The 26106-nt window shown below is 37.6% G+C and carries 26 protein-coding genes; 21 read left to right on the top strand and 5 right to left on the bottom strand.

The annotated features are described in order from the left end of the window. Positions 1-13: 13 nt before the first annotated feature. The 11 genes from ACWNCI_RS01040 (at position 14) to ACWNCI_RS00990 (ending at position 8836) form a co-directional block, all read left to right on the top strand. Positions 14-1072: an NADH:flavin oxidoreductase/NADH oxidase gene (locus ACWNCI_RS01040; RefSeq protein ID WP_346986049.1), complete on the top strand. Its 1059-nt coding sequence runs from the start codon at positions 14-16 to the stop codon at positions 1070-1072. A 26-nt stretch (positions 1073-1098) separates the two neighbouring features. Continuing rightward, the gene (locus tag ACWNCI_RS01035; RefSeq protein WP_449386813.1) at positions 1099-1647 is read left to right on the top strand and encodes an antibiotic biosynthesis monooxygenase; all 549 of its coding nucleotides are present in this window, start codon (positions 1099-1101) and stop codon (positions 1645-1647) included. Between the two features lie 541 nt (positions 1648-2188). Next, positions 2189-2746 (top strand): hypothetical protein, encoded by a 558-nt coding sequence (locus ACWNCI_RS01030; protein ID WP_346986051.1) that lies wholly within the window; start codon positions 2189-2191, stop codon positions 2744-2746. 60 nt (positions 2747-2806) lie between these two features. Further along, a complete protein-coding gene (locus ACWNCI_RS01025) occupies positions 2807-3259 on the top strand; it encodes a lipocalin-like domain-containing protein (protein ID WP_449386812.1) in 453 nt (150 codons plus the stop codon). Between the two features lie 21 nt (positions 3260-3280). Next, a complete protein-coding gene (locus ACWNCI_RS01020; protein WP_449386811.1) occupies positions 3281-4249 on the top strand; it encodes an NAD(P)H-quinone oxidoreductase in 969 nt (322 codons plus the stop codon). Positions 4250-4266: 17 nt separating this feature from the next. Further along, entirely contained in the window at positions 4267-4938 is a 672-nt protein-coding gene (locus ACWNCI_RS01015; RefSeq protein ID WP_346986054.1) for a YoaK family protein, read from the top strand. Positions 4939-5087: 149 nt separating this feature from the next. Further along, complete coding sequence (locus ACWNCI_RS01010) at positions 5088-6134, top strand: cupin domain-containing protein (RefSeq protein WP_449386810.1); 1047 nt, start codon at positions 5088-5090, stop codon at positions 6132-6134. Between the two features lie 5 nt (positions 6135-6139). Then, positions 6140-6835: a YoaK family protein gene (locus tag ACWNCI_RS01005; RefSeq protein ID WP_449386809.1), complete on the top strand. Its 696-nt coding sequence runs from the start codon at positions 6140-6142 to the stop codon at positions 6833-6835. A gap of 5 nt (positions 6836-6840) precedes the next feature. After that, on the top strand, positions 6841-7302 hold the full coding sequence (locus ACWNCI_RS01000) for a redoxin domain-containing protein (RefSeq protein WP_346986058.1): 462 nt from the start codon (positions 6841-6843) through the stop codon (positions 7300-7302). A gap of 2 nt (positions 7303-7304) precedes the next feature. Then, positions 7305-7820 carry a DsbA family protein gene (locus ACWNCI_RS00995; RefSeq protein WP_449386808.1) on the top strand — a complete coding sequence of 172 codons (516 nt, stop codon included), beginning with the start codon at positions 7305-7307 and terminating at the stop codon, positions 7818-7820. 197 nt (positions 7821-8017) lie between these two features. Beyond that, the gene (locus ACWNCI_RS00990; RefSeq protein ID WP_449386807.1) at positions 8018-8836 is read left to right on the top strand and encodes an alpha/beta fold hydrolase; all 819 of its coding nucleotides are present in this window, start codon (positions 8018-8020) and stop codon (positions 8834-8836) included. Positions 8837-9069: 233 nt separating this feature from the next. Here the strand turns inward: ACWNCI_RS00990 and ACWNCI_RS00985 are convergent, their stop codons facing one another. Beyond that, complete coding sequence (locus tag ACWNCI_RS00985) at positions 9070-9483, bottom strand: VOC family protein (protein ID WP_449386806.1); 414 nt, start codon at positions 9481-9483, stop codon at positions 9070-9072. 213 nt (positions 9484-9696) lie between these two features. Here ACWNCI_RS00985 and ACWNCI_RS00980 point away from each other — a divergent pair, with 213 nt between their 5' ends. From ACWNCI_RS00980 to ACWNCI_RS00970, 3 genes are all read left to right on the top strand, one after another. Then, positions 9697-10695 carry an SDR family NAD(P)-dependent oxidoreductase gene (locus tag ACWNCI_RS00980; protein WP_449386805.1) on the top strand — a complete coding sequence of 333 codons (999 nt, stop codon included), beginning with the start codon at positions 9697-9699 and terminating at the stop codon, positions 10693-10695. Between the two features lie 15 nt (positions 10696-10710). Continuing rightward, entirely contained in the window at positions 10711-11439 is a 729-nt protein-coding gene (locus tag ACWNCI_RS00975) for an SDR family oxidoreductase (RefSeq protein ID WP_449386804.1), read from the top strand. 188 nt (positions 11440-11627) lie between these two features. Beyond that, positions 11628-12434, top strand: a complete 807-nt coding sequence (locus ACWNCI_RS00970; protein WP_449386803.1) for a helix-turn-helix domain-containing protein — start codon at positions 11628-11630, stop codon at positions 12432-12434. Between the two features lie 88 nt (positions 12435-12522). On the opposite strand, the gene ACWNCI_RS00965 is transcribed toward ACWNCI_RS00970, so the two are convergent. Continuing rightward, a complete protein-coding gene (locus tag ACWNCI_RS00965) occupies positions 12523-12717 on the bottom strand; it encodes a hypothetical protein (RefSeq protein ID WP_346986065.1) in 195 nt (64 codons plus the stop codon). A gap of 108 nt (positions 12718-12825) precedes the next feature. Next, on the bottom strand, positions 12826-13062 hold the full coding sequence (locus ACWNCI_RS00960; protein ID WP_346986066.1) for a hypothetical protein: 237 nt from the start codon (positions 13060-13062) through the stop codon (positions 12826-12828). A gap of 158 nt (positions 13063-13220) precedes the next feature. Here ACWNCI_RS00960 and ACWNCI_RS00955 point away from each other — a divergent pair, with 158 nt between their 5' ends. Then, positions 13221-13520 (top strand): hypothetical protein, encoded by a 300-nt coding sequence (locus tag ACWNCI_RS00955; RefSeq protein ID WP_449386802.1) that lies wholly within the window; start codon positions 13221-13223, stop codon positions 13518-13520. A gap of 116 nt (positions 13521-13636) precedes the next feature. On the opposite strand, the gene ACWNCI_RS00950 is transcribed toward ACWNCI_RS00955, so the two are convergent. Both ACWNCI_RS00950 and ACWNCI_RS00945 read right to left on the bottom strand, forming a co-directional pair. Further along, the gene (locus ACWNCI_RS00950) at positions 13637-14953 is read right to left on the bottom strand and encodes a sensor histidine kinase (protein ID WP_449386801.1); all 1317 of its coding nucleotides are present in this window, start codon (positions 14951-14953) and stop codon (positions 13637-13639) included. Between the two features lie 142 nt (positions 14954-15095). Further along, positions 15096-16439, bottom strand: coding sequence for a sigma-54-dependent transcriptional regulator (locus ACWNCI_RS00945; RefSeq protein WP_449386800.1), 1344 nt, complete (start codon positions 16437-16439; stop codon positions 15096-15098). A 258-nt stretch (positions 16440-16697) separates the two neighbouring features. Here ACWNCI_RS00945 and ACWNCI_RS00940 point away from each other — a divergent pair, with 258 nt between their 5' ends. The 6 genes from ACWNCI_RS00940 (at position 16698) to ACWNCI_RS00915 (ending at position 25991) form a co-directional block, all read left to right on the top strand. After that, positions 16698-17939 carry an efflux RND transporter periplasmic adaptor subunit gene (locus ACWNCI_RS00940; protein WP_449386799.1) on the top strand — a complete coding sequence of 414 codons (1242 nt, stop codon included), beginning with the start codon at positions 16698-16700 and terminating at the stop codon, positions 17937-17939. 16 nt (positions 17940-17955) lie between these two features. Beyond that, the gene (locus ACWNCI_RS00935) at positions 17956-18717 is read left to right on the top strand and encodes a GIN domain-containing protein (protein WP_449386798.1); all 762 of its coding nucleotides are present in this window, start codon (positions 17956-17958) and stop codon (positions 18715-18717) included. 65 nt (positions 18718-18782) lie between these two features. Further along, on the top strand, positions 18783-19505 hold the full coding sequence (locus tag ACWNCI_RS00930; protein ID WP_449386797.1) for an ABC transporter ATP-binding protein: 723 nt from the start codon (positions 18783-18785) through the stop codon (positions 19503-19505). Between the two features lie 125 nt (positions 19506-19630). Continuing rightward, positions 19631-22045, top strand: a complete 2415-nt coding sequence (locus tag ACWNCI_RS00925) for an ABC transporter permease (protein ID WP_449386796.1) — start codon at positions 19631-19633, stop codon at positions 22043-22045. Positions 22046-22202: 157 nt separating this feature from the next. After that, entirely contained in the window at positions 22203-24620 is a 2418-nt protein-coding gene (locus ACWNCI_RS00920; RefSeq protein ID WP_449386795.1) for an FtsX-like permease family protein, read from the top strand. An 84-nt stretch (positions 24621-24704) separates the two neighbouring features. Further along, complete coding sequence (locus ACWNCI_RS00915; RefSeq protein ID WP_449386794.1) at positions 24705-25991, top strand: TolC family protein; 1287 nt, start codon at positions 24705-24707, stop codon at positions 25989-25991. Positions 25992-26106: the final 115 nt, after the last annotated feature.

Genomic DNA, 26106 nt, shown 5'->3' with positions numbered 1-26106 from the left:
TATTAATTTAAAAATGAATTTATTTTCACCTTTAACCCTGCGCCAACTGGTCCTTAAAAACAGAATCGTGGTATCGCCAATGCAGCAATATAGCGCAAAAGATGGGATCCCCGGAAACTGGCATCTTGTCCATCTCGGTAGCCGAGCCGTTGGCGGAGCAGGTTTGATAATGACCGAATGTACCGCCGTTTCTCCCGAAGGTCTAGCCACTTTGAGCGACGTCGGAATCTGGAATGACGAGCAGAAAAATGCATGGAAAACCATCGTCGATTTTGTTCACGAGCAGGACACAAAAATAGGAATGCAACTGTGGCATTCCGGTGGAAAAGGAAGCCTGAAGCATCCCAACGAAAGAATGAAGCCCCTCACCAAAGAAGAAGGTGGCTGGACGGTAAAATCCTCTTCGCCCACGGAAATGAATGGTGTTATTCCGGAGGAACTAACGATTGATGAAATTCAGGATTTGAAAGTGAAATTTGTAGAAGCTGCGCACAGAGCGGTGAAAGCAGGTTTCGACACTATAGAACTTCATGCCGGTCACGGCTATCTTTTCCATCAATTCTACTCCGCGGTCATCAACAAAAGAAACGACGAATATGGTGGAAGCCTGCAAAACAGAATCCGTTTTCTGGTAGAAACTGTTGGCGAAGTACGAAGATCAATTCCCGACGGAATGCCGCTTTTGGTAAGAATCTCTGCCGTCGATTATTTGGAAACGCCTGATGCGTGGACGTTGGATGACAGCATCATTCTCGCAAAAATTCTCAGAGAAAATGGCGTCGACCTCATCACGGCTTCAGGCGGTGGATTTGCCAACGTCAGCAAAGACCGTGTTTTTCCTAATTATCAGGTTCCGTTCTCCTCCATTATCAGGCAACAGACCGGGATTGCAACGGGTGCGGTCGGGATGATTACCGAAGCTGTTCAGGCCAATGATATTATCGTGAATGATGAAGCGGATTTGGTTTTCATCGCCAGAGAGCATTTGCGTGACCCTTATTTTGCATTACATTCAGCAAAAGAATTGGAAGTGGAAACCGAAATTCCGTGGCAGTATAAAAGAGCTTTTTAAAGATAATCATTTTTAAAATCAAAAGTATGGAAACGCAAGGCGCATCAGTCGTAATTACCCATCACGTTTTAGAAGACAAACAGGCTGAATACGAAAAATGGCTGGAGCAGATTGTTCCGCTCACCAGACATTCGGAAGGTTTTATAGACCATCAGATTGTGCGCCCGATTCCTCATCTTACGTTTATTTACACGGTAATCATCCGTTTTGATACGATTGAAAATCTCAAAAAATGGATGGAATCTGATGCCCGGAAAAAACTCATTGAAAAAGCCAATCCTTATTTCAGAAAAAACGATAATTATAAAATAAAATCCGGACTGGATTTCCTTTTTGAAACCGAAAATGAAACCAAAGTTCCCGTTCGCTGGAAGCAATTTCTGGTAACCTGGTCGGCAATTTATCCATTATCCTTACTCATTCCATTATTGCTGCTACCCTTTTTAAGATTATTAAAAATCCCTGTCAATCATTATTTTGACGGACTTTTAATTTCCGGTTGTATCGTTTTTCTGATGGTTTTTGCGGTAATGCCGAATTATACAAAGCTGATCAGGAAATGGCTGTTCAGATAAAAATAGTTTTCAAATAATTTAAATCACTGGAGATTTCCGGTGATTTTTTTTGATTTAAATTTTTTAAACTACAAGCTTGTGATAAACTTTTTTATTTAACCGCAAAAGTTACAAAAGATAAAAAATTCCTATCATAAGCAATTTTTTATAAAAGAAAAAAGCTGACAATAGTTTTAAAAATCTTTGATTTTTGTCTTTTGAAAACTTTGATTAGCTCATAAAAACTTTTTAAACTTGTCTTTTGTAACTTTTGCGGTTAAATTCAATATTAGTTTAAACATTCACAGGGTTTTACAATTTAATTTTACTTAAAACAATCTGTTTGGAACCAAATACAATCTCCGTTGGTTTGAAACAACCCTGTTTGTAACCAACTGACTTCTACGTTTGTTTCCCGCAACTTGTTTGAGATCAAACAACTTTTAATTTTACAAAATCCAACGACTCATTTTGCCTGTTCATCGAACGTTGATTAATTTTCCGACGGGATCCCTGTAGCTTTACATCATCAATTAATACAAACATTTAAAACCAAAACATTATGGAAATCCTACAAACACCAGAAAACGCATTGTCTCACTCTACAGTAACAGCCATCATCAATGCACCCATCGAAAAAGTAAACATCGCAGACTGGTTATTAAACCTTCCCGATGCAGAATATCAAAGATGTTCTACACAACACATCGGAGCGGCAATCTCTACAACATATGACGGACAGCCGGTTTCTTTAAACGTCGAAACAATCGGTGATGCTTTGATGGTACAACATTATGTGGCCGTGGAACACCGTCCTGATTACTGCAGAATGCTGTCAATCTCAGATTCTATTACCAAAGGCGGTCGTACAAAAGTTCAGGTTTTATGGGAGCTTAAAGCGACAAAAATCGATGACACTACCACCCTTTACACCAATGAAATTCACGCAACGGCAACGCCGGAAATGTTTGAATATCTGAAAGAACACAACTTAAATCTTGCTGATGCGGCAGCTTCAAGACAGGCAGCCTCTGATGCACACAACCACGAAGAAACGCCCAATTTCGCAAAAAGTATCGAAAACAAAGCGTTGACAGGTAAATACAATCAGCCTTTTTAATTTAAACAAACAAAAAATAGTGAGCGTATTTCGGTACGCTCATTTTATTTATTAATGATTATGGAAACCACATTATTTGAAAAGCTCGTAGGAACGTGGACTTTAGTCGAGTTAATTGAAGTTCCCGTAAACGGTGGAGAAATTACCCGTCCCATGGGCAAAAATCCCAAAGGGTTGATCATTTATAATCCGGACGGCTATATGTCGGCACAAATTATGAATCTTAACCGAAGTAATTTTCGGCAGGAACATTGGACTAGTGCAACAGCAGAAGAATATACGCAGGAAGCCTCGACTTATCTGGCCTATTCCGGGCCGTTTGAAACGGATGATGAGAAACAGATGGTGAGCCACACAATGGATGTTTCGCTTTTTCCGAACTGGACGGGCCAGACACAAAAACGGATTGTGACTTTCAAAGACGGATTTCTACATCTTGAAAGTGAAAAACCATTTATAAGCAATTCCCGATTGGTCACTCATCAACTGATTTGGAAAAAAGTTTGCAATTAATCTAATATTAAAATTAAAAAAATGAAAGCAATAGTTATCACAAAATTTGGAGGACCAAATGTTTTAGAATTAAAAGAATATCCAACTCCCGAAATCTCAGGTGACGAAGTATTAATAGAAGTAAAAGCGGCAGGGCTTAACCGTTCAGACGTTTTTCAGCGTGAGGGAAATTATCCCGCTCCGGCTGGTGTTACGGCTGATATTTTAGGGTTGGAAGTTGCCGGCACAATAGTCAAGTGCGGACCTGATGTTACCGATTTTAAAGTGGGTGATCATGTTTGCGCGCTTTTGGCGGGTGGCGGTTATGCAGAATATGCAAGCGTAAGAGAAGGTCAATGTCTCCCGATTCCTGAAGGTCTTAGTTTTACCGAAGCAACAAGCTTACCTGAAACAGTATTTACCGTCTGGTCCAATATTTTTCAGAGAGGAAATCTTCAACCTGGAGAAACCCTTTTACTTCATGGCGGAAACAGCGGCATCGGAATTACCGGTATTCAGATTGCGCACGCATTAGGTTCAAAAGTGATTGTGACCGTTGGTTCTAATGAAAAAGGCAAAATTTGTCTTGAGTTGGGGGCAGATTCATATATCAATTATAAAACGCAGAATTTTGAAGACGAATTACAAAACGAAGGTGTGGATGTTATTCTGGATATGATTGGCGGCGATTATTTAGCCAAAAACATCAATATCCTGAAACCTGAAGGAAGACTCATTCATATCAACGCAGTAGACGGAAGCCAGACCAATCTCGACATCGGGAAAGTGATGACAAAACGCTTAACGATCACAGGAAGCACGCTCCGAAGCAGAGAATACAAATTCAAAAAACAATTGGCAAAAGAAGTTCAAAAATATGTTTGGCCATTGATAGAATCTAAAAAGTTCAAGCCTGTGATATTTCACACTTTCCCATTTTCAGAAGCTTCCGAAGCGCACAGATTGCTGGAAAAAGGTACCCACACCGGTAAAATTATTTTGGTAAGATAAATTTACATTCATCAGAAATGAAAAGAGATGCCGTTTTTTATTTATCATTGATAATGGCTTTCAGTGCAGGCTTTGTTGATACAAGTACCTTCACTGTTGCGGATGGTTTGTTTTCGGCACACATCACAGGGAACTTTGTAGTTTTCGCCTACAAATTGTCTCATTATCATACGTTGAGCGATTTTACCAACCTTATAAGTTTTCCTGTTTTTGTATCAGCTGTAATTCTGACGAGGAAAGTCAATAATATGTGTAAAAATGAAAAAGCCATCTTCATCTCAATCGGAGTATTTCTTATAATAGCGGGTTGCGCCGCCTTTATTTTAGAACAAGATCATATCAAAACAGGTTTTATATATCATTCGATGCTCATGTTGATTGTATTTTCAATGGGAGTACAAAATACAGTTAACAGATTATACCCCGACTCAACCTTCGGTTCAACCACTGTAATGACAGGAAATGTGACCAAAGCGATATTAGATTTTTCCTCCTATATTTCCACACAACACAGTTTTGAAAAACTGATTGAATTAAAAAAATCTTTAGTTCTTCTGACAGGATTTTTGTCAGGCTGTATCTTAGGAGCTTTAATTTCATTTCATTTCGGTTTAGTTTCAATGTTAATTCCCGGAATCTTAATTTCGGTTTATCCTACTGTTTTTTCTAAACAATTGATTTTGAATTAAACAATTCCGTCATACATCTGCTCCCCTGTAAAACTCAACGACTCATTTTGCCCATTCACCGAAAATGACTTCAAAACCGGATGATTCCGAGGTAGCTTTACAATAGAATTAAGAACAACAAATAAGTAACCACTAAAAAAATTAATATTATGAATACTGAAAACTTAAGCTTCAAATACGAGTTAGAAAAAAAAGAACCGCGTACCAACGACGGTGGAACAACAAGAGGTGCTTCTGTTAAAGATTTTCCAGCTTCTATCGGTATTGCCGGAGTTTCTATGAGATTGCAGCCTGGTAGCATGAGAGAATTGCACTGGCATGCCAACGCCGCAGAATGGGCTTATGTAATTTCCGGAACGGTGCGCACAACGATTATTCATCCTGACGGAAAAAGCTATACTGATAATTTTGAACCTGGAGATGTATGGTATTTTCCAAAAGGTTATGGTCATTCAATTCAGGCAACAGGAACGGAAGAATGTCATTTTATTCTGATCTTTGATAACGGTAATTTTTCTGAGGATCATACATTCAGCGTTACCGATTTTGTTTCCAGCGTTCCCCCTGAAATTGTTGCGCAAAATTTGGGTTTAACCCTTGAAGAAGTTGCAGCATTACCACAGAAAGAAGCGTATTTTGCCGCAGGAGTTGTTCCGGACGAAATGTCATTTGCTGCAACAGCAAGGCCTGAAGAATCTGATATTGAATTAACCAATCTTCACCGTTATCCTTTGCATTCCCAACAGCCTAGAATTATTCCCGGAGGTGGTTTACAAAGATTGGTAACGAGCAAAGAATTCCCGATCAGCACAACAATGGCAGGTTCTGTTCTGGAATTACAGCCAGGTGCGTTAAGGGAAATGCACTGGCATCCGAATGCAGATGAATGGCAGTATTTCATTTCCGGGCAGGCTGAAATGTCGGTTTTCTTAGCCGAAGGAACGATTGTTACGGAACAGTTTAATGCAGGAGATGTAGGCTACGTTCCGATGGGCGCCGGACATTACATTAAAAATACAGGAGATACGGTTTGTAAAGTATTGATCGGATTTAACAGCGGTGTTTATGAATCTATTGACTTAAGCGAATGGCTGGCGGGCAATCCGAAAGATGTCGTAGAAACGAATTTTGGTTTGAAGGAAGGTGAAATTGAAAAATTCCCGGCCAAAAAAGTATTTATTCAACCTGCAAAATAAGTATTTTGCTATCGGAAACGCCTTCTCTTTTATCCCCTGAGCAAATCAGAGTACAAGAGAAACTAGCCATATTCTTAGCTTTCATCGCAGGATATATTGATGCCACAGGATTGATACAATGGAAAACCTATGTTTCCTTTATGAGTGGGAATACCACGCAGTTGGGAGCAGCTTTTTTCAGTGATAAATTCGGAATTATCATTACATCTATTACAGTCATTGCAGGTTTTTTAACCGGAATTTATGCGGGCACCTGTTTGTCATTATTGAAGAAATGCAGGATTAAAACTATTACTTTTTATATTGTTTCGGGAATTCTGATTCTTTATACAGCAATACATTACTATTATCCAATTGCAAACATTTTTTCTATTGCTGTTATTGGTTTTTCGATGGGATTGATGAATACGATTATAACGACAGTCGGAAACCAAAAAGTGAATACTGATTTTGTTACCGGCACATTAAACAGCCTGGCACGAAACACCGCAATGCTCAGTATGACTGAAGATAAAGCAGAAAAAAAGAAATACCGATCTAATGCGATTCATCTTTTATTAGTGTGGATTGGATTTTTGTCCGGCGCTGCGGTCGCTCCGTTCCTGCTTGATGCTTTAAAAAACCTGACATTGCTTTTACCTGCAGTTTTATTATTAACTTGTAGTAGATTAATTACCAATATTACAACCACTAAACACTAAATATTATGTTACAAAAAGGAACCGCTGCACCCGATTTTACATTGTATGCAACACCTGATCAAAAAATTACACTTTCAGAGTTTAAAGGAAAAAACGTTATTCTCGCTTTCTATCCCGCCGACTGGAGTCCGGTTTGCAGTGATCAGATGGCTTTATATAACGAAACCCTGAAGTTTTTCAAGAAGTATGACGCTGAGATTTTCGGAATCTCTGTGGATAGTAAATGGTGCCATCTGGCATTTTCGCAATCTCGGAATTTACATTTTCCGTTACTGGCAGATTTTGAAGCCAAAGGAGAAACTGCTAAAAAATACGGCGTTTATGACGAAGAAGAAGGCGAGTGTAAACGAGCTTTGTTTGTCATCAACAAAGAAGGTATCATCGAATGGAGCTATCTGTCACCAACGGCCATTAATCCTGGTGCAGACGGAATTTTAGACGCTTTAGAAACACTTAACACAAAATAATTATGTCACTAAAACCATCAGTCAGTACTACTGACCACGCCCAAGGCAACGTAAAAGCCGATTTGGTGATCGTAGAATACGGCGATTATCAATGTCCTTACTGTGGAGCCGCCTATCCGGTTCTTAAAGAATTAATGAAAGAATACGGAAGTCAGGTGAAATTTGTATTCAGGAATTTTCCGCTTTCGGAAATGCATCAATATGCCAGAGTTGCGGCAATTGCTGCAGAAGCTGCCGATCTGCAGGGGAAATTCTGGGAGATGCATGATGCTATCTACGAAAATCAGCGGAATCTGGATGAGCTATATTTATTCAGGCTGGCAGAAAATATAGGGTTAAACATTGCTCAATTTAAAGAAGATATTCAGAAAGCCGAACTGGAAGAAAAAGTAGATTCAGATTTTGAAAGCGGAATTATGAGCGGTGTCAACGGAACGCCCTCTTTCTTCATCAATGGAAATAAATTCAATGGCGGTGCTGAGGATCTGCTTGAACTGATCGGCGAAAATGTAAGCTAATGGTCTTACTGTCTAAAAACAGCGAATTAAACTACAGGTGGAAATAGATGCCCAAATAAATTCCAGTTTTTTTTATCAAAAATGAGCGATATTAAACCAGATTAATTTCTATCAGATTTCACTGTCCTACATTTGCTAAAGAAATAAAACAACAAAATATTACAATACAATAATTACAACATTAAAAATTTACAACAATGAGTACACTAAAATTAAAAGACGGAACAGAGATTTTTTACAAAGACCAGGGAAAAGGACCGGTTTTGATGTTTCACCACGGATGGCCTTTATCTTCAGACGACTGGGATGCACAGGTTATTTTCTTCCTGCAGAAAGGATACAGAGTTGTAACGCATGACAGACGAGGTCACGGACGTTCCAGCCAGGATATCTACAATCATACGATCGAACAATATGCTTCTGATGCCGCTGAACTGGTTGAATTCTTAGACCTGAAAGATGTAGTGCACATCGGACACTCAACTGGTGGTGGTGAAGTAATCCGTTACGTAGCAAAATATGCGAACGGAAGAGCGAAAAAAGCTGTTTTAATCAGTGCAGTTCCGCCGATTATGGTGGCAAGTGACAATAATCCTGATGGCGTTCCGATGTCTGTTTTTGATAATATCAGAGACCAGACTTTGAATAATAGAAGTCAATTTTATATCGATTTGACTTTCCCATTCTACGGTTACAACAGAGAAGGTGCCGACGTAAAAGAAGGTGTTCAGAGAAACTGGTGGAGACAAGGAATGATGGGCGGAATCGTGGCTCATTACGACGGGATCAAAGCGTTTTCTGAGACCGATCAAACTGAAGATTTGAAAAATACAGACATTCCGGTTTTGGTTCTTCATGGTGAAGATGACCAGATTGTCCCTTACCAAAATGCGGCTTTGAAATCTATTAAATTATTGAAAAACGGAACTCTGAAAACATACCCTGGTTTCCCTCACGGTATGCCGACTACAGAAGCTGCGACCATTAATAAAGATATTTTAGAGTTTATTAAATAATGTAAGATTTGCAGGAACTATTTTTGTTTCCCAAGTCAGTTTAGACTAAAACAGTTTCTTGTTTTAGTTCCGCAGATCAGTTTAAATTAAAATAAGTTTTTGTTTTGTTTCGCCAGGTCGGTTTAAACTAAAATGAAAAATGACCTACTCTACAATTTATAGGTAAGAGTAGGTTTTTTATTTTAGGGTATGGTCTTCAATTTCTATCCGAATAAGATATTTTAAATTAAAGTTTACGAATGATTTAGCTTAAACTTTTTCATTGCCTGTTCTGAAACAGGGGTAAATAAATTAACCAGATTTCCATCAGGATCACGAAAGAGAAGAGATTTGTTCCCCCAAGGCATCAGTGTTGGTTTTTGAACTATGGAAGCGTCTACTACAGTCCTTATTTTTTCGTATAATTTGTCTACGTCATCAACCATAAATTCGATAATGACACTTGTATTTTGAATAGCAGTTACAATATCTTTTTCAGAAAAAGCTTTCATTGTATTAATACTGCCAATTGCCAATGTTGCACGATCCGTATTGAGTTCTGCAAACTCTGGTGTGTACCGTACAAAGGATAATCCTGTGATTTTTTCGTAAAATTTTATCAGACCATCAATATTGGAAGTGATGATTCTTACAGATAATAAGTTCATGTTGTATAAATTTAAAATTATCCTGCAAAATTATCTGATAGTCTGACAACAGCCTGTCAGCAGCTATTATTTATTTCCTCTAAAACTTTTTTGTCAGATAGTTTTTTTATCATTAATCATGACATTCTAAACAAAGTAATTTGACGTTATCAACAAAGTCACGCAAGTCTATTCCTGATAATTTTGTCCTATAACTTTTAAATAATTTAAAAAATGGAAACAACCAATTATCAAGGAGCGTTACAACAACCAATCGGATCAGGATTTAACGCACAGTCAACAACAAATGAAATCATCAATGGAATAGACCTGACAGGTAAGATCGTAATTGTAACCGGAGGAAATGCCGGCATCGGACTTGAAACCACAAAAACACTTGCTGCCGCAGGTGCCACTGTTATCGTACCCGCAAGAGATATTGATAAAGCTAAAAAAAATCTTGAAGGTATTGAAAATGTAGAAATTGAGGTGATGGATATTATGGATCCTCAGTCTATTGATGCATTTGCCAACAAATTTCTTTCGTCACAGAGACCATTGCATCTGCTTATTAACAATGCCGGAATCATGTGGGTTCCCCTTCGAAGAGACAGCAGAGGAATAGAATCACAACTGGCAACCAATTACCTCGGACAGTTTCATCTTACTGCCAGATTGTTCCCGGCACTTAAAAAGGCTAATGGAGCCCGGGTCATTAATGTATCTTCTTTAGGACATCAAATGGCACCTTTCAATTTTGAAGATCCTAATTTTTTACACAGGGAATATGAAACGTTACAAGCTTACGGTCAGTCGAAAACAGCAAGTAATCTGTTTGCCCTTGAGCTTGACAACCGCGCAAAAGAATACAACATAAGAGCTTATTCTGTACATCCGGGTTCAATAGCAGGTACCGAGCTGGGAAGAGAAGCACCATTGGAATTGTTTCAAAAAATGGGTTTTGTGGATGCAGACGGAAACATGCTCCCTGAAGTGGCGGCTACATTAAAATCAGTTCCACAGGGAGCGGCCACTACCGTTTGGTGTGCTGTCAATCCACAGCTTAATAATATAGGAGGAGTATATTGTGAAGATGGCGACATTGCAAGGCTGGCAGAAGATGAAGAAAGCTATGGTTCATATGGCGTTAAAAGATATTCTTTGGACGAGGTTAATGCCAACAGATTATGGGACCTGAGTGAGAAAATGACAGGCGTATCATTTACTATTTAATTTTAAATTTTAAAAATGAAAAATACAGATACAAAAATTGCAGTTATTACAGGAGGCAACAGCGGAATAGGATATGCAACAGCCCGCAGGCTTAAAGAAACCGGTACTGAAGTTATCATCACAGGCCGAAGAAAAGATGCGGTGGAAAATGCAGCTACAGAATTGGATATTACCGGCATAGTTGCAGATCAGTCGAACCTTACAGATATCAATCGGCTGGCTACATCAGTACACAATAAATATGGAAAGATAGATATGCTTCTGATCAATGCCGGGATCACCAAAATCGCTTCTATAGAAACTACCTCAGAAGAAATGTTTGATGAAGTAATGAATGTTAATCTGAAAGGAGCTTTTTTTACTTTAAGTACGTTCATTCCATTTCTGAATAACGGTGCATCCGTGGTATTTCTGTCATCCACATCAGCCAGAATTTCGCCTCCGAATGCATCAGTATATGCAGCAAGCAAAGCCGCGGTAAACGCGATTATGAAAATCGCAGCGATTGAGCTGGCGCCAAGGAAAATCCGTGTCAATGCGGTAAGTCCGGGACCTGTATCTACAGAAATCATGGATAAAATGGGAATGAATAAGGATCTTGAAAGCAAAATGGTCAACAGCATACCACTCATGCGCTTCGGAAAACCAGATGAGGTGGCCAGCTTAATTTCTTACCTGTTGGGAGATCAAGCTCTTTTCATCACCGGATCAGACTTTTTAATTGACGGCGGGCAAACTGTTTAGCTGAGTTTATTAAAAATCAAATACAAGTCACTTGCTGGCCTACTGATTATTTAATTTAAAATTTTAAAGCTATTGACTGCAAGTCTTCGACAAAGAATGATTTCACTACATTTGACAATCTACTATTTTTAACAACTGATACAACAATGTAGAATTGTATTATTTTTCATATAATTAAAAGTATTCAAATGGATCATATATCAAAATATCTGACCCCTGAAATTAAGCTTTCCAGCTATGACGACAAGCTGTTTAAATCAGATCTTATGTTTGATGACCATATGCTCATATGGTTCATTTCCGGGGAAACAAAAATCATACAGGCAGACTCTACTTGTTATTTTAAAACAGGCGATATATTCCTGATTCCCAGAAATCTTCTTGCCACAATTGTAAATTATCCCAGGAACGGCCAGCCCCACAAAACGGTAGTAATGCATCTTTCTATGGAACGCCTGAAGAAATTCTATGAGAAAATCGAAATAGATAAAAAACGTCAACCCGAGCCTAAGATATACAGTTTCAGCAACCATCCGCTATTGGAGAGCTGTATGGCATCAGTGGTGCCTTATTTCGACCTTGAAGGAACTTTTCCGGAAAATATTGCTTCTTTGAAAATTACTGAAGCCATAAGTATTCTACGGGAAATTGATAAAAGTGTAGACAATATTCTGGCCAATTTTGATGAACCGGGAAAGGTAGACCTCATCAGCTTCATGGAGCGAAACTTTATGTTTAATATGCCTATGGAAAGATTAGGCTATCTCACGGGGCGCAGTCTATCAACATTTAACAGAGATTTTAAAAAATATTTCAACAGTACTCCACAGAAATGGCTGACTGAAAAAAGGCTTCAACTGGCGTACTATCAATTATCCGAAAAGAAGAAAAAACCAACGGAAGTTTATCTGGAAGTCGGCTTTGAAGATCTCTCCCATTTTTCATTTGCTTTCAAGAAGAAATATGGTTTGTCACCAAGTCAGCTGTCTTTGTAGAGCTATTTTATTTTAATTTTCATAAATAAAAGATCCCGCAATTTTCAGATGAAGTTTGCGGGATTTAAAAAACAAATGTCCTAAATTCTTATTCTGTAATTATTTTCTTTATTATATGAGGACGGGGTTTTGATAATGCGCTGAGAAAAGTAATTGTGGTACTGTTTCCGTTTTCGTCTACTTTTAAAACAATTGACTGACAGCATGGAGATACGTTGAAATAATTTTTGTATCGTGTTTTGCATTTTAAACATTCGGTGATTACCGCTGCTTTTTTTTCCATAGTTATTGTGTTATTTTTATTGTTAAAAACTCTCATTGAGTTGTATAAATGATTGACTCTTAAATGAAATTATATTTTCTAAAAATCAAATGTACTTATTTTTTTTAATTATGTCTCTATCTCTACCTGTAATTTATTGATCAGAGAAACTTTATACAATGCATCTGCCACTTTCTCGTCATTTATTTTCCTTCTCCTCACCTGCCTGATATAGGCTGCATTTTTTGATTCCTTTTTTAGAAAGATATTCACTGAACCTGTATAACGCGCCGGTAGCCATTGGTCAATGAAATCAAATTTTTCATCAATTATTTTCTGATGGCAGAGATACATCGATTTGCCCATATAAATGAATAAATTTTATTTAACCTTTTTTCGTAGTTTTGTGCTTGTCTAAAAGACAATTTAAGAGCAAATATACAATTATATATTTAAAAAACAATAAATTATTTAAAAAATTACATCTTTTTATTGTTAAATTTAATACAAAGAAGCTACACAATATGAAAATTTACGAGAAGATCCGTGACTACAGCAGGGGAAAAGGAGAAACGATGACAGAAATCGCAAAGGATTACGGAGTAACGCCACAGTCGATTCAGTTATATTTTTCCGGGAAAAATGCAATGCCCCTCAATTTCTTAGTATGGTACGTTGAGAGACACCCGGAAATAGACCTGTATGCACTTTTCAGCAAAGAACATGACCAGATTGTTTCGGAACCAAGAGCTGAATATCATAAAAAATACAGAAAACAGCATGTTATTGACCGGATCATCAGTATCCTGGAAGAAGAGTTATAAATCTTGAAATCTTGCAAAACAGATAATTTCGCTGAACTTTTAAAAGAATTCATGCATCGGAAAAGCTGCATTTGTATGCTTTTCCGCTTATAGTTGATCTTACAGGTATTTGAATTCTAATTTACAAACCAGATTTCAAAACGGCTGCCGTGTTCCAGAGGTTTATAATTCAGGTATCCCTGATGTGCTTCGACAATGCTTTTGCTGAGTGTAAGGCCGATCCCGGAACCGCCATTTCTTGTCGTGAAAAATGGAAGAAAAATCTTATCCTGAATTTCCTTCTGAATCCCGACACCACTGTCTTCCACACTCAGAATGATTCGTTTATTCAGTGTTTTTATTTCTGTTCTTATCATTTTTTCATCACTTTCGGAAACGGCATAAATAGCATTGAGATAAAGATTAATCAAACACCGCTGAATCATTTTTTCATCCGCAGAAATAGTATAATTTTCCAGTGAATTGATGATCGTGATATTCTTTTTTTCGAATTCAGATTTCAGGAAATGAAGGGCAGATTCTACAGTATCTTTTAATGAAATTGTTTTAAAAACAGGTTTTGGCAGTTCCGCAACCTGCCGGTAATCATCAACAAAATCAAGCAGCTGTTTCGATTTTGAATTGATAATCATCAGGCTTTCCTTCATATCCTGCTGATCTTCTTTTTCTATCGTTTCCTGATTGGCAATATATTCCATATTCTGTATCAGGCTGTTGACAGGCGTAAGGGTATTCAAAAGCTCGTGAGAAATTACTTTCATCAGGTTATTCCAGGCCAGTTTTTCTTTTTGCTCAATAATTTTCTGAACAGATTCGAGACTGATGATGCAGAACCGGTGCCGGGCATTCTGTATTTTTTTGGTCCTGAGAGAATAAGATTGTCTGACATTTTCATTAATCGAAATATCAAAAAATTCCTGAGAATTTTCATATTGGGTTTGTTCGATGACTTTATAGAAAGCCGATGCTTTATTCTCATAAAGGCTCCAGGAATTATATTTTGGAATCTGAAGAATTTCAAGAAAAACAGGATTGACATAAAAAACATCCCAATCATTATTTTTTTCAGAAAGAATCATAAGACCTATTTCCAGCTGTCCCAGGATTTCCTCATAAAGTAGCTTGTAAGACGAGTGTGAAAGATATTCTTCCTTGCTTTGGTAATAAAGCTTTACAGCATTATCAACCAGATTATTTTCTTCCGTCTTAGGAAACAGCGAAAAATCTTTTTTCTGAATGGCTAAAAGCAACTTTTCCGTTTTCTGAATATAAAATGAAGCCGATGTCTGCGCCAAAATAATGCAAATACTGCTTACCAACGAAAATAAGATGCAATTGATCCATTTGTTCTGAGAGTAAAAATCAAATGCAAAAATTCCACTGACAATGGCCAGCAAAATGAAGATTAACCAAAATATTTTTTGCTTTTTCATAGTAAAAGAGGCTTCGACAAGCTCAGCCTGACATCGCTTAAATTAGACATTTAGTATTAGAATTGTCACAGACAGCTTGTTGAAGGGGCTTTATACTTTGTGATTTAAATCCATCAACCAGAAACTATGAACCAACAACCAATTACAACTCAAATTTTTCCATTCTTCTGTACAACGCCGCTCTCGACAATCCCAGATCTTCCGCTGCAAGAGAAATATTTCCGCGATGTTTTTTCAACGCTTTTTTAATCAGGAATTCTTCCATTTCCTCAAGATTGAGATTTACCATTGTTTTCTCCGGTTCTTCGTCTTGCGGCATCAGCAACTTCATATTTTTCTCATTGGAAAGAATCACGCTTCTCTCAATGCAGTGATCAAGTTCCCGGATATTTCCCGGCCAGGAATAATGTATCAATTGGAAAACCAGGTTTTCATTTAAAAACAATTCAGGTTTGTGGTACTTCTGGCTGTATTTTTCAAGAAAATAATCCGCAAGAGCGGGAATATCTTCCGATCGTTCCCTTAAAGCCGGAATCTGAAGTTCCACCGTATTAATCCTGTAATAAAGATCTTTTCGGAAACGGTTTTCTGCAACCGCTTTTTTAAGATTTTCGTTGGTGGCAAAAATAAATCTCACGTCAAGTAAACGTTCCTTACTCTCCCCTATTCTGGATAATTTTCTATTTTGAATCAGGCTCAGCAATTTGGTCTGAAGATGAAGCGGAAGATTTCCGATCTCATCCAGGAAAACCGTTCCGTTCTGTGCATTTTCAATTTTTCCGGCGTAATCCTGATGTGCATCGGTAAACGCCCCTTTTTTATACCCGAACAATTCCGCCTCAAAAAGGTTTTCAGAAAGACTTCCCAGATCAATGTGTACAAAAGGCTGGCCTTTCCGCTCAGACAGCTCATGAATACGTTCTGCCAGAACATATTTTCCTGTTCCGTTTTCTCCCAAAAGAAGGACATTCGCATCTGTTGGAGAAACCCGGGTAATCTGATCCATCACTTCTTCCATAACAGTCGATTTCGTTTCCAACTGATACTGATTGGTTTTCACTCTGATATTCTCCCATTGGTTCAATTTCTTGTTTTTCCGGGAAATATCGACGGCAAGATTAACAGAAGCGTAAAGTTTTTCATTATTCCATGGCTTCAGGATAAAATCGGAGGCGCCGTTTTTCAGAGCTTCTACCGCCAGTTCGACTTCACCATACGCCGTCATCAGAATAATCGGAAGCTCAGGCTCAAGCGTTTTGATTTCCTGCATCCAGTACAATCCGTCCTGTCCGTTCTCAAAACCTTTCCGGAAATTCATATCCAGCAAAACAACATCAATCTGGTATTCCGACATTAGTTTCAGGATATTCTTCGGCTGGCTGAGGCAACTTACTTCCGTAAAGAATTTCTTAAGCCAGACTCTCGCCGAAAACAAAATATCTTCGTCGTCATCAACAATTAATATATGAGCTTCTTTTTTTCGCATTTCTTTTATTTGGTTGTCAGTTGATCGTTTTTAGTTGACGATGTGATTGCAAAATTTTAGAAAGGATTTAAAAACAATCAACTAACAACAGGCAACCATCCACTAAATTTGTCCGTTTACGCACAAAAAGTGTCCGGTAATGAACAGTTTTAAAACAAATTAAATATAATTCTTCCTTATTTACAGAGAGTTACAGCATTATAAATCTGTGGCACTTGCATTGTGTAATATCCTGTAAGCAAAAGACTTATCTCCATTATGGATACGAAAATAGTAAAAAAGAAATCTAAACTGAAATTTGTCATTATAATTATTGTTCTGATTCTGGCAGTTTTGTTTTTCGGATGGTATTTCCTGAATCAGAAAAAAACATATAACGTAAAATCCGAAGACATTACCATTGATGACGTTACCAAAGGAAAATTCGAGGATATGTTGATGGTGACAGCACAGACACAATCACTGAATTCTTCATTGGTGAATGTCGTAGAAGGAGGCGCAGTGAAAGAAATTTTTGCAGAGGACGGGCAAATGTTGACGAAAGGCCAGCCCATCGCCAGAGTTTACAATCCGAATACGGAATTCAATTATCTGAATCAGGAAACGGGAATCATGCAGCAGATCAGCCAGATGAGAAATTCGATTCTTGAGCTTAAAAATCAGGAATTCAATCAGGATAAAGAGCTGTTGCAGTCTCAGAATGATTACAATACCGCTTTGCAGACTTTTAATCTTCAGAAAAGATTGTATGATGCAGAAATCGGAAAGAAAACGGATTACGATGTTGCCCTACAAAATCTCAATTATCAGAAACAAAGAAAATTCATTGTAGAAAAAGGGGCAACCAATGAAAAGGCTTCCAGAAATTCCCAGATGGCGGCCATCACCAGCTCTATCAGTCAGATGGAAAAAAGTTTAAATATTCTTCGCTTAAATAAAAACAATTTCCTTATTATGTCGCCGGCTTCGGGAAGGCTCTCGTCTTTTACGATTTCGCTCGGGCAGAATCTTACAACCGGGGAAAGTATAGGAAAAATTGATCTGATGGGCGGCTACAAGCTGGTGGCTAAAGTGGACGAATATTACATCAACAAACTAACAACCGGAATCAAAGGAACGCTGGATAATAACGGAAAAGAATATGAAGTCATCATCACCAAAATTCTTCCGGAAGTGAAAGACGGACAGTTTTCGGTGGAACTGAATTTTATGGATGTAACAATTTCAACACTGAAAATCGGGATGACATTCGGAGTAAAGCTTAAATTATCTGCCGACACGCAGAGCCTGATGATTCCGAAAGGAAATTTCTATAAAGACACCAACGGAAAATGGATCTTTGTGGTGAAAGGTAATAAAGCCGAAAAAAGAAATATCAGTCTTGGAAGAGAAAATCCTTTATATTATGAAGTGGTTTCCGGATTGAAACAAGGAGAATCGGTCATTACTTCGGATTATTCTGAACTAAAAAAATATGAAATACTTGATATTCAAAAATAAATTTAAAAATATAACTATGCAAAAACTATTATTACTACTGATAACAACAATTATTGGACTTATAATGTCTCTTGCGACATTGAAAGGCAGAACGATTGATAACATCACTGAAACGAAAACCGTTCTGCTAAGCCACTTTGAAAACATCGATTCTGATATGATCTTTAATGTAGAAGTGGTGAAATCTAACGAAGAAAAAGCAGTGATTACAAGCAATTACATGCAGTTCGTAAACATCAGCGTGAAAAATAACACACTTCATATAGGCTATAAAAGAAACCAGTCGATGGAAAATGTGAACACCAGAATTGTAATCTTTGCAAAAGATGTGAAATCTGTAAGCGCAAGTACCGCATCAGTTGTGAAAATAAAAAATGTATTTAATATTCAGAAATTCAGCACGGAAAGTGGCGGAAAAATCTTTGGAGATTCTAATGCTAAAAATGTTTCCATCAGCACACAATCCGGAGGTTCTGTTTTCGGGAAGTTGAATACGGATCATCTGGTAATCAACGCAGAATCCGGAAGTTCAATCAATATTCAGGGGAAAATCGGAACGGCAACCATTTCTTCGGAAGAAGCCTCGAAAATCACTGCAACCAAAACGGATATATCTGTAGCTACTGTCAAGGCAGAATCGGCATCATCCGTAACTTTAAGTGTTTCAAAACAGTTAATTGCTTCTGCAAGTTCTCTGGCAACCATAAGGTATAAGACATTGTCTGGAATTAAATTCTCTGCAACACGAGATTCCGGCGGAACGATTGATATGCTTTAAATATAACTGATAATCGATAAATAATTTCCAAAACCTTAAGCATAGAACTTTAAACTAAATTAAAAATGATCAATATTAAAAACCTTTCCAAAATCTATAAAACTGAAGATGTTCAGACCAATGCGCTTAACGATGTAAGTTTACACATCAAAGAAGGTGAATTTGTAGCTATTATGGGGCCTTCCGGCTGCGGAAAATCTACGTTCCTGAATATTCTTGGATTGCTGGACAACGCTTCTTCGGGTTCTTACCAGTTCACCGGTACAGAAACAGTAGGCCTTGGTGAAAAGAAAAAATCGGACATCAGAAAGAAAAATATCGGTTTCATCTTCCAGAATTTCAACCTGATTGATGAGTTGACCGTTTATGAAAATATCGAGCTTCCATTAATTTATAACGGCGTTTCTTCTTCAGAAAGAAAAAGACGCGTGGAAGAGATCATGGAAAAAATCAATATCGCTCACAGGGCCAAGCATTATCCACAACAGCTTTCAGGTGGTCAGCAACAGAGAGCAGCCGTTGCAAGAGCGTTGGTAACAAGACCAAAATTAATTCTTGCCGATGAGCCCACCGGAAATCTCGACAGCTCCAACGGAAACGAGGTGATGAATCTTCTTGCCGAACTTCACAGAGAAGGCTCTACCATTGCGATGGTGACTCACTCTTCTTACGACGCCGGATACGCATCAAGAATTGTGAATATGAAAGACGGCGAGATTTTCTCCGAAGAACATTCTTCCCAGAGAAAAGATGTTTTTGAAAAAGCAGATTCTAAAAACTTTGAGTAAAAATTTGTTGTTAGTTGTCGGTTGTTAGTTGATGGAAAGTCAGCTAACAGAAGTATTATTTCAAAACGTCTGGTTTTAAATCCGTCAACCGACAACTTTCAACCCTCAACCCAAAACTATCAATTATGCTAAACAACTGGCTCAAAATCGCCTTCATCAATTATAAAAAGAACTGGCTTTCCACATTGATTAATTTGTTCGGACTCACAGTTGGCCTGACAGGCTTCATGCTCATCCTTATGCATTGGAATGATGAAGAATCTTACGAAAAATGGAATCCGAAGAAGGATAATATCTATGGATTTCAACAGCATAACAAAAAAGAAAATACCTACAGCCCAAGTATTTCTTATCCCATTGCAGACCGTGCCGTAAAAATGATTCCTGAAATTAAGGATTATGTTTTGTTCAGTAATTCCGGAATGGGTTTTAAAATGACATCCAAAAAGAAAACCATTTATCAGAAAGATGGAATGAGCGTTTCTGAAAATTTCTTCAATTTCTTTCCATTTAAACTGGTAGCCGGAAGTTTCAAAGATGCTTTAAAAAATGAAAATTCACTTGCAATTTCCACCAAAGCAGCAAAAAATTTATTCGGCAAAACAGATGTTGCGGGAGAGAGTGTGAAATTTGACAATAAGAATTACATCATTACTGCGGTTTATGAATTGCCAAAAGGTAATAGTTTGATAAATCCGGAATTTGTAATGTTGGCTTATAACCAATTAAAGAACGATAAGGAAGGATGGGGTAATTTTAATTACGGATGTTTTTTTATGCTCGATAAAAATGCAGATACAGAAATTGTTCAGGAAAAATTATTGAAAGATGTTTTTGAGTATCGGGCGAAAATGAATGCGCAGGGAGCAGGAGTTACCCCTCAAAAATATCTTGAATTGTACGGTCCGCAAGGAAGTTTACTCACCCCACTCGATCAACTGAAGTTGCATGCAAAAGCCTATTGGTTTGGAACCGGAGATTTTAAAACAATGATGATTCTGTTTAGCCTTTCTGTATTAATTGTTATTTTATCAGCCATCAATTTTATTAACCTGAAAACCGCGCAGGCTTCTCAACGGGCTAAGGAAATCGGGGTGAGAAAAGCAATCGGAAGCACAAAGTCTGAGCTTGTCTTACAGTTTTTATTAGAAACTTTTTTAATTTGTTTTGCATCCTATATTTTGTCGCTGGCATTGACTGAGCTTCTTTTACCGAGTTTTAATAAATTCTTTGATAAAGAAATCGTGATGAACAATTGGCATATTTACCTGTATTCATTTGCAATGGTTTTAGCCGTTACTTTGATTTCCGGATTGATTCCTGCAGCTTATCTGGCCAACTTCAAAGCCATTGAAACGCTGAAAGGAAATTTCGCCAGAAGCAGACACGGTGTCTGGCTCAGAAACGGAATTCTGATCTTACAGTTGATTATTTCATCTTTCTTTATCATAGGCGGTCTTATTGTGAATTCTCAGGTCAGATATATGATGAGCAAGGACCTCGGCTTTAATGGAAAACAGATTTTTCTGGTTTCTTTCAGCGAAAATAGTCCACAACCCTGGCTGAAGTATGAACGCATTAAAAACGAAATGCGAAAAATACAAGGGGTCGAGGCTGTTTCTTACGGAGAGGCTGTTGCCGGAAGCTATCGTTACAGCAATTCCAATATGGACTACATGAACAAAACCATCTATGCACAGCATGGCTCGATGGATTATGATTATCTCCAGTTTATGGGTGTCAAACTTCTCAAAGGACGCTGGCTGAATCCGAAATTAGCTTCGGATACCATCAATAATGTGTTGGTAAATGAAACTTTTGTGAAACAGTTTGGATGGACAGATAAGCAGGCTTTTAAGAATGAATTCCGGCCGGGTTTTGATGAAAAACCATACAAAATTGTAGGTATTGTGAAAGATTTTAATGTTAAAAGTTTAAAATCTGAAATTGAACCAATGGTTTTCTTTCATTACCGCGCAACATCCTGGAAGCGATATAATGTCTACAACATCCAGCTGAAACTGAAACCTGATGATATACCGGCGACCGTAAAAAGAATTAAAAAGTATTGGGAAAGCAATGTAGAGCCTGGTTATCCTTTTGAATCGTATTTCATCGACAAGCAGTTCGCAAAAACTTTCGAGGTATATCAGAAACAGCAGACCTTATTCACAATTCTGAATGCAATGGTTCTGATGGTTGCCCTGCTTGGATTATTCGCGTTGTCTTCATTAATGATTGAGCAAAAATTAAAAGATGTAGCCATTAAAAAAACTTTAGGCGCATCAGACGGAACTTTAATTATAGGTTTAACAAAACAATTCCTTTGGATTACTTTGATTGCAGTTCTCATCAGTATGCCAATCAGTTATTACCTGATGAACGAATGGCTGAAAGATTTCGCCTACAGAATTGATTTGCCTATTTTTCCATTCATTCTGAGTTTGATTTTATTATTGATTCTAACCTTCGCTGTTGTAAGTATCAAAGCGTATCAGGCAACTAAAGTGAATTTAGTTAAATATCTGAAGTATGAATAAACGAACCCGAAGGGTTCAATGTAAATAGCCGTAGGTAAAACCTATGGAATCTGGTAAAACATCTGAAATACGAGTAAAAATTTGTTGGTGGTTGTCGGTTGAAAGTTGATAGAAACTTTTCCGACATCCAACAACTGACAACTAACAACCAACAACTATGTTAAAAAACTGGCTCAAGATAGCATTCATCAATTACCGAAAAAACTGGCTTTCCACGATCATCAATATTTTGGGATTAAGTGTTGGGTTATGTGTTTTCTTATTGATATTTATCCATTGGCAGGACGAAAAGTCTTATGAGCAATGGATCCCGGATAAAGAGAATATTTATTTTGTGGAAAATCGCAATGCAGCTTTTGGAATAATGTCAAGCTCCAGCTATCCTGAAATATTTGTCTCGAAAGAAAAATTTTCCGAGATAGAAGATTGTACGGTTCTCAACGATTGGGGAAAGCAGAAACTCAGCTTTGGCAATAATTCGGCTTATGTCTCGGGGACGGCGACGGTAGATTCTTTTTTCAGGTTTTTTGCTTTCGAGAAAGTAGCAGGAAATTTCCAAAATGCTTTATCCGATGATGGAAAAATAGCCTTATCACTGGAAACAGCCCGTCTGCTTTTCGGCGATGATTATCCCAATGCCATTGGAAAAACGGTTAAAACTGATTCGGATGAAAAGAATTATGTAGTAACTGCGATTTATAAAATTCCTGCAGGCAATACTGTTTTCAAACCTGGTTTTCTTCATAGAAACCCCTATCTGGAAGAATCTAAAGACAAATGGACGAATTTTAATTATAACGGTTTTTTTAAGCTTAAACCTGGTACAGATATTAAAGTCCTGGAAAATAAATTGTCGAAACAGATGCAGCAGCAGGACGAGATTGAATCAAAAAAATGGGGCTACACCGTTGATAAGAAAAGTCCGGCAATGGTTTATTTGACGCCAATCAGTACAATGAAACTGGATGCTAAAAGTGAAGGTATTTCCAAGGGAGACAAAAAGTCCATCATGATTTTGCTGGGATTATCTGTTTTGATTTTATCCTTGTCGGGAATTAATCTGATTAATCTTAAAACCGCACAGTCTTCTCAAAGAGCTAAGGAAGTCGGTGTGAGAAAAGTGGTGGGAAGTTCAAAATCAAAACTGGTTTTACAGTTTCTGCTTGAGACTTTTATGATTTGTATGGCAGCATACATCATTGCGTTTGCAATGGTAGAACTGCTTTTGCCTTCATACAACAAATTCCTCAACAAAGAAATCAGACTGAATGACTTTACACTGTTCATCTACACAGGATTATTGCTGATTGTTTTTTCATTGATTTCAGGATTGATTCCGGCACTTTATCTGTCGAATTTCAAACCAATCAATACCTTGAAAGGTAATTTTGCCAGAAGCAAAAATGGGGTCTGGCTGAGAAACGGAATTTTGACTTTGCAGTTGATTATTTCTTCATTTTTCATCATCTGCTCATTGATTATTCATACCCAGGTCAGCTATATGATGAATAAGGATCTGGGCTTTAAGGGCGACCAGGCGATTCAGATTAATTTCAAAAAATCAAACTGGGAAAACAGCTTTAATGTCAATAAATACAAAAGGCTGAAAGTTGAATTAGCGAAAATCCCCGGGGTAACGGATGTCACAGGTTCTGTTAATTCTATAGGAAGCGGCACTGCTAATGCATCAATCGTAAAATTAGCGACGGACACCACTAAAAGCATACAGACGATGCTGGGCGGTATCGACGAGAATTTTTTAAGGTTTTACAAAATAAAATTCGTCTCCGGACGCGACCTGAATTGGAAAAAAGCTTCCGACACCATCAACGGCGCTGTGGTTAACGAAACTTTTGCCGGAAAACTGGGGTATAATCCAAAAACAGCTTTAGATAAAGAATTTTTCACGGGCTGGGACGGAAAGAAAAAGTATAAAATTCTTGGTGTCGTAAAGGATATCAATTACAGCGGTGTGAACCAACTTATTGAACCCATTGTTTATTTCAATTATGATAGAAACTGGGTGAAAAATAATATGAGTAACCTTCAGATCAAACTTTCCGGAGATGACATCAACGGAACTTTGGAACGAATCAAAGAATTCTGGACTGCCAAAGCCGAACCAGGTTATCCTTACGATTTTGAATTTGTGGATAAACAGTTTGCGAAAACATTTGAGAAGTTTCAAAAGCAGCAGACACTTTTTACCACTTTAAATGTCGTAGTTCTTGTTATTGCATTATTAGGATTATTTGCTTTGTCATCATTATTAATAGAACAGAAATTAAAAGACGTTGCCATCAAAAAAACGCTGGGCGCTGACGAAAGAACAATTGTTTGGGATTTGACCAAAAGATTTTTGCTGATTTGTGTGATCGCTGTTTTCATCAGCATTCCGTTCGGATATTATGCTATGAATGAATGGCTCAAAGATTTCGCTTACAGAATAGATATGCCGGTCTGGCCGTATGTTTTAAGTCTTATTTTATTATTGTTACTCACTTTTATTGTAGTCAGTTTCAAAGCATACCGTGCCACAAAAATCAATCTGGTTAAATATCTTAAATACGAGTAATTGGTTGATCGTTGTTGGTATTTAGTTAATAGAAAAATTTATCCGTAAGACCATCAACTGTCAACTATCAATCGACAACTAATTATGAAAAAGCTATTCTTCATATTATTAATCAATCTTTTTCCGGCCCAGGAGAGCTGGACACTCAAACAATGCCTTGATTATGCCGCTGCAAATCATCCCCTGATAAAACAATCGACAGTGAATATCCGGAAAAATGAGAGAGAGATTTCTGCTGCCAAAGGAATGCTGCTTCCCTCTGTGAATGCCGGGGTAAGCCATAACTATGGCTTCGGATCGTCTATCAACCAGAATACCAATCAGAGAGAAGCGATCAACACTCAGTATGACCAGATCTACGTACAGGCCAACTGGGAACTGGTGAACTGGAAAAATTATCTTACCATTTCTCTTTCTAAAATCAATAAAGAAAGCTCAGTTTATAAGATGAAGCTGGCACAGAATGAGGTCAAAATGAATGTTATTATGATGTTTTTCACCTATCAGAACAGCAAAAGCTGGCTGGAGGTGCTGCAAACACAGATCTCAGGAATCGAAGACCAGATCAAACGTACAGAAAAAGAAGTGGAAATCGGAAACCGCCCGAAAAGTGATGTCTACGATATCAAAGCCAATCTGGGAACGATGCAGGAACAGTTGGTTTCTGCTAAAAATCTCAGAGATCTCTCCAAAATTAATCTTCTGAATGCATTGGCCATCACAAAAGATACGCTTGATTTTATTATGCCTGAAGAACACCTTATCGATTCAAACTTTAACGACAGTAATTTTGTTCAGAATCTTTTAGAAAAAAATCCGGCCTATCAAGCGGTTTTAAAACAAATACAGGCACAGCAGAAAAATGTAGACATTGCAAGATCAGGATATTTGCCTACACTGAACGGCGCTTATACGTGGTCAAGTTTTTACAATAAAATTTTAGGGCAGCCTGCCGCCGACTTTTCGGAACAGATAAAGCTGAATAAAAACCAGCAATTATCTTTCGGGCTCAATATTCCGGTCTTCAATAAATTACAGGTAAAAAACAATGTGGAGATTGCCAAACTGAATGTCATCAATTCTAATTATGATAAAGATATTATCATTAATGATTTAACGAAAAGTATTAATTCCATCAAAGCACAGTTTCTGAATGCACAGGAAAAGTATAACCTTCTGGAAGCCAATTTTGAAAACCAAAAATTATCCTTTCAAAAATCTGAAGAAAAGTATAAGGAAGGCCTGATGGATGCCTACACTTTTTTCCTGGTGAGAAATAACTGGCTGCAGGCTAATTATAATTTAATAAACAGCAAAAACGATGTTGTGCAGCAGACTGAGCTGCTTCGGGTACTAGAAAATGAACTCTAAATAATAAAGACCAGAATCAAAGATTATAAAAATGACAAAATTGTTAATTTTTAACGATTTAGACCATTTTATAGCATTATTTATTTTTAATCAACTACCTTTATCAATTAAGCGG

The organism is Chryseobacterium lineare (assembly GCF_977014045.1).
This window is presented reverse-complemented; position numbering and strand designations above follow the sequence as displayed.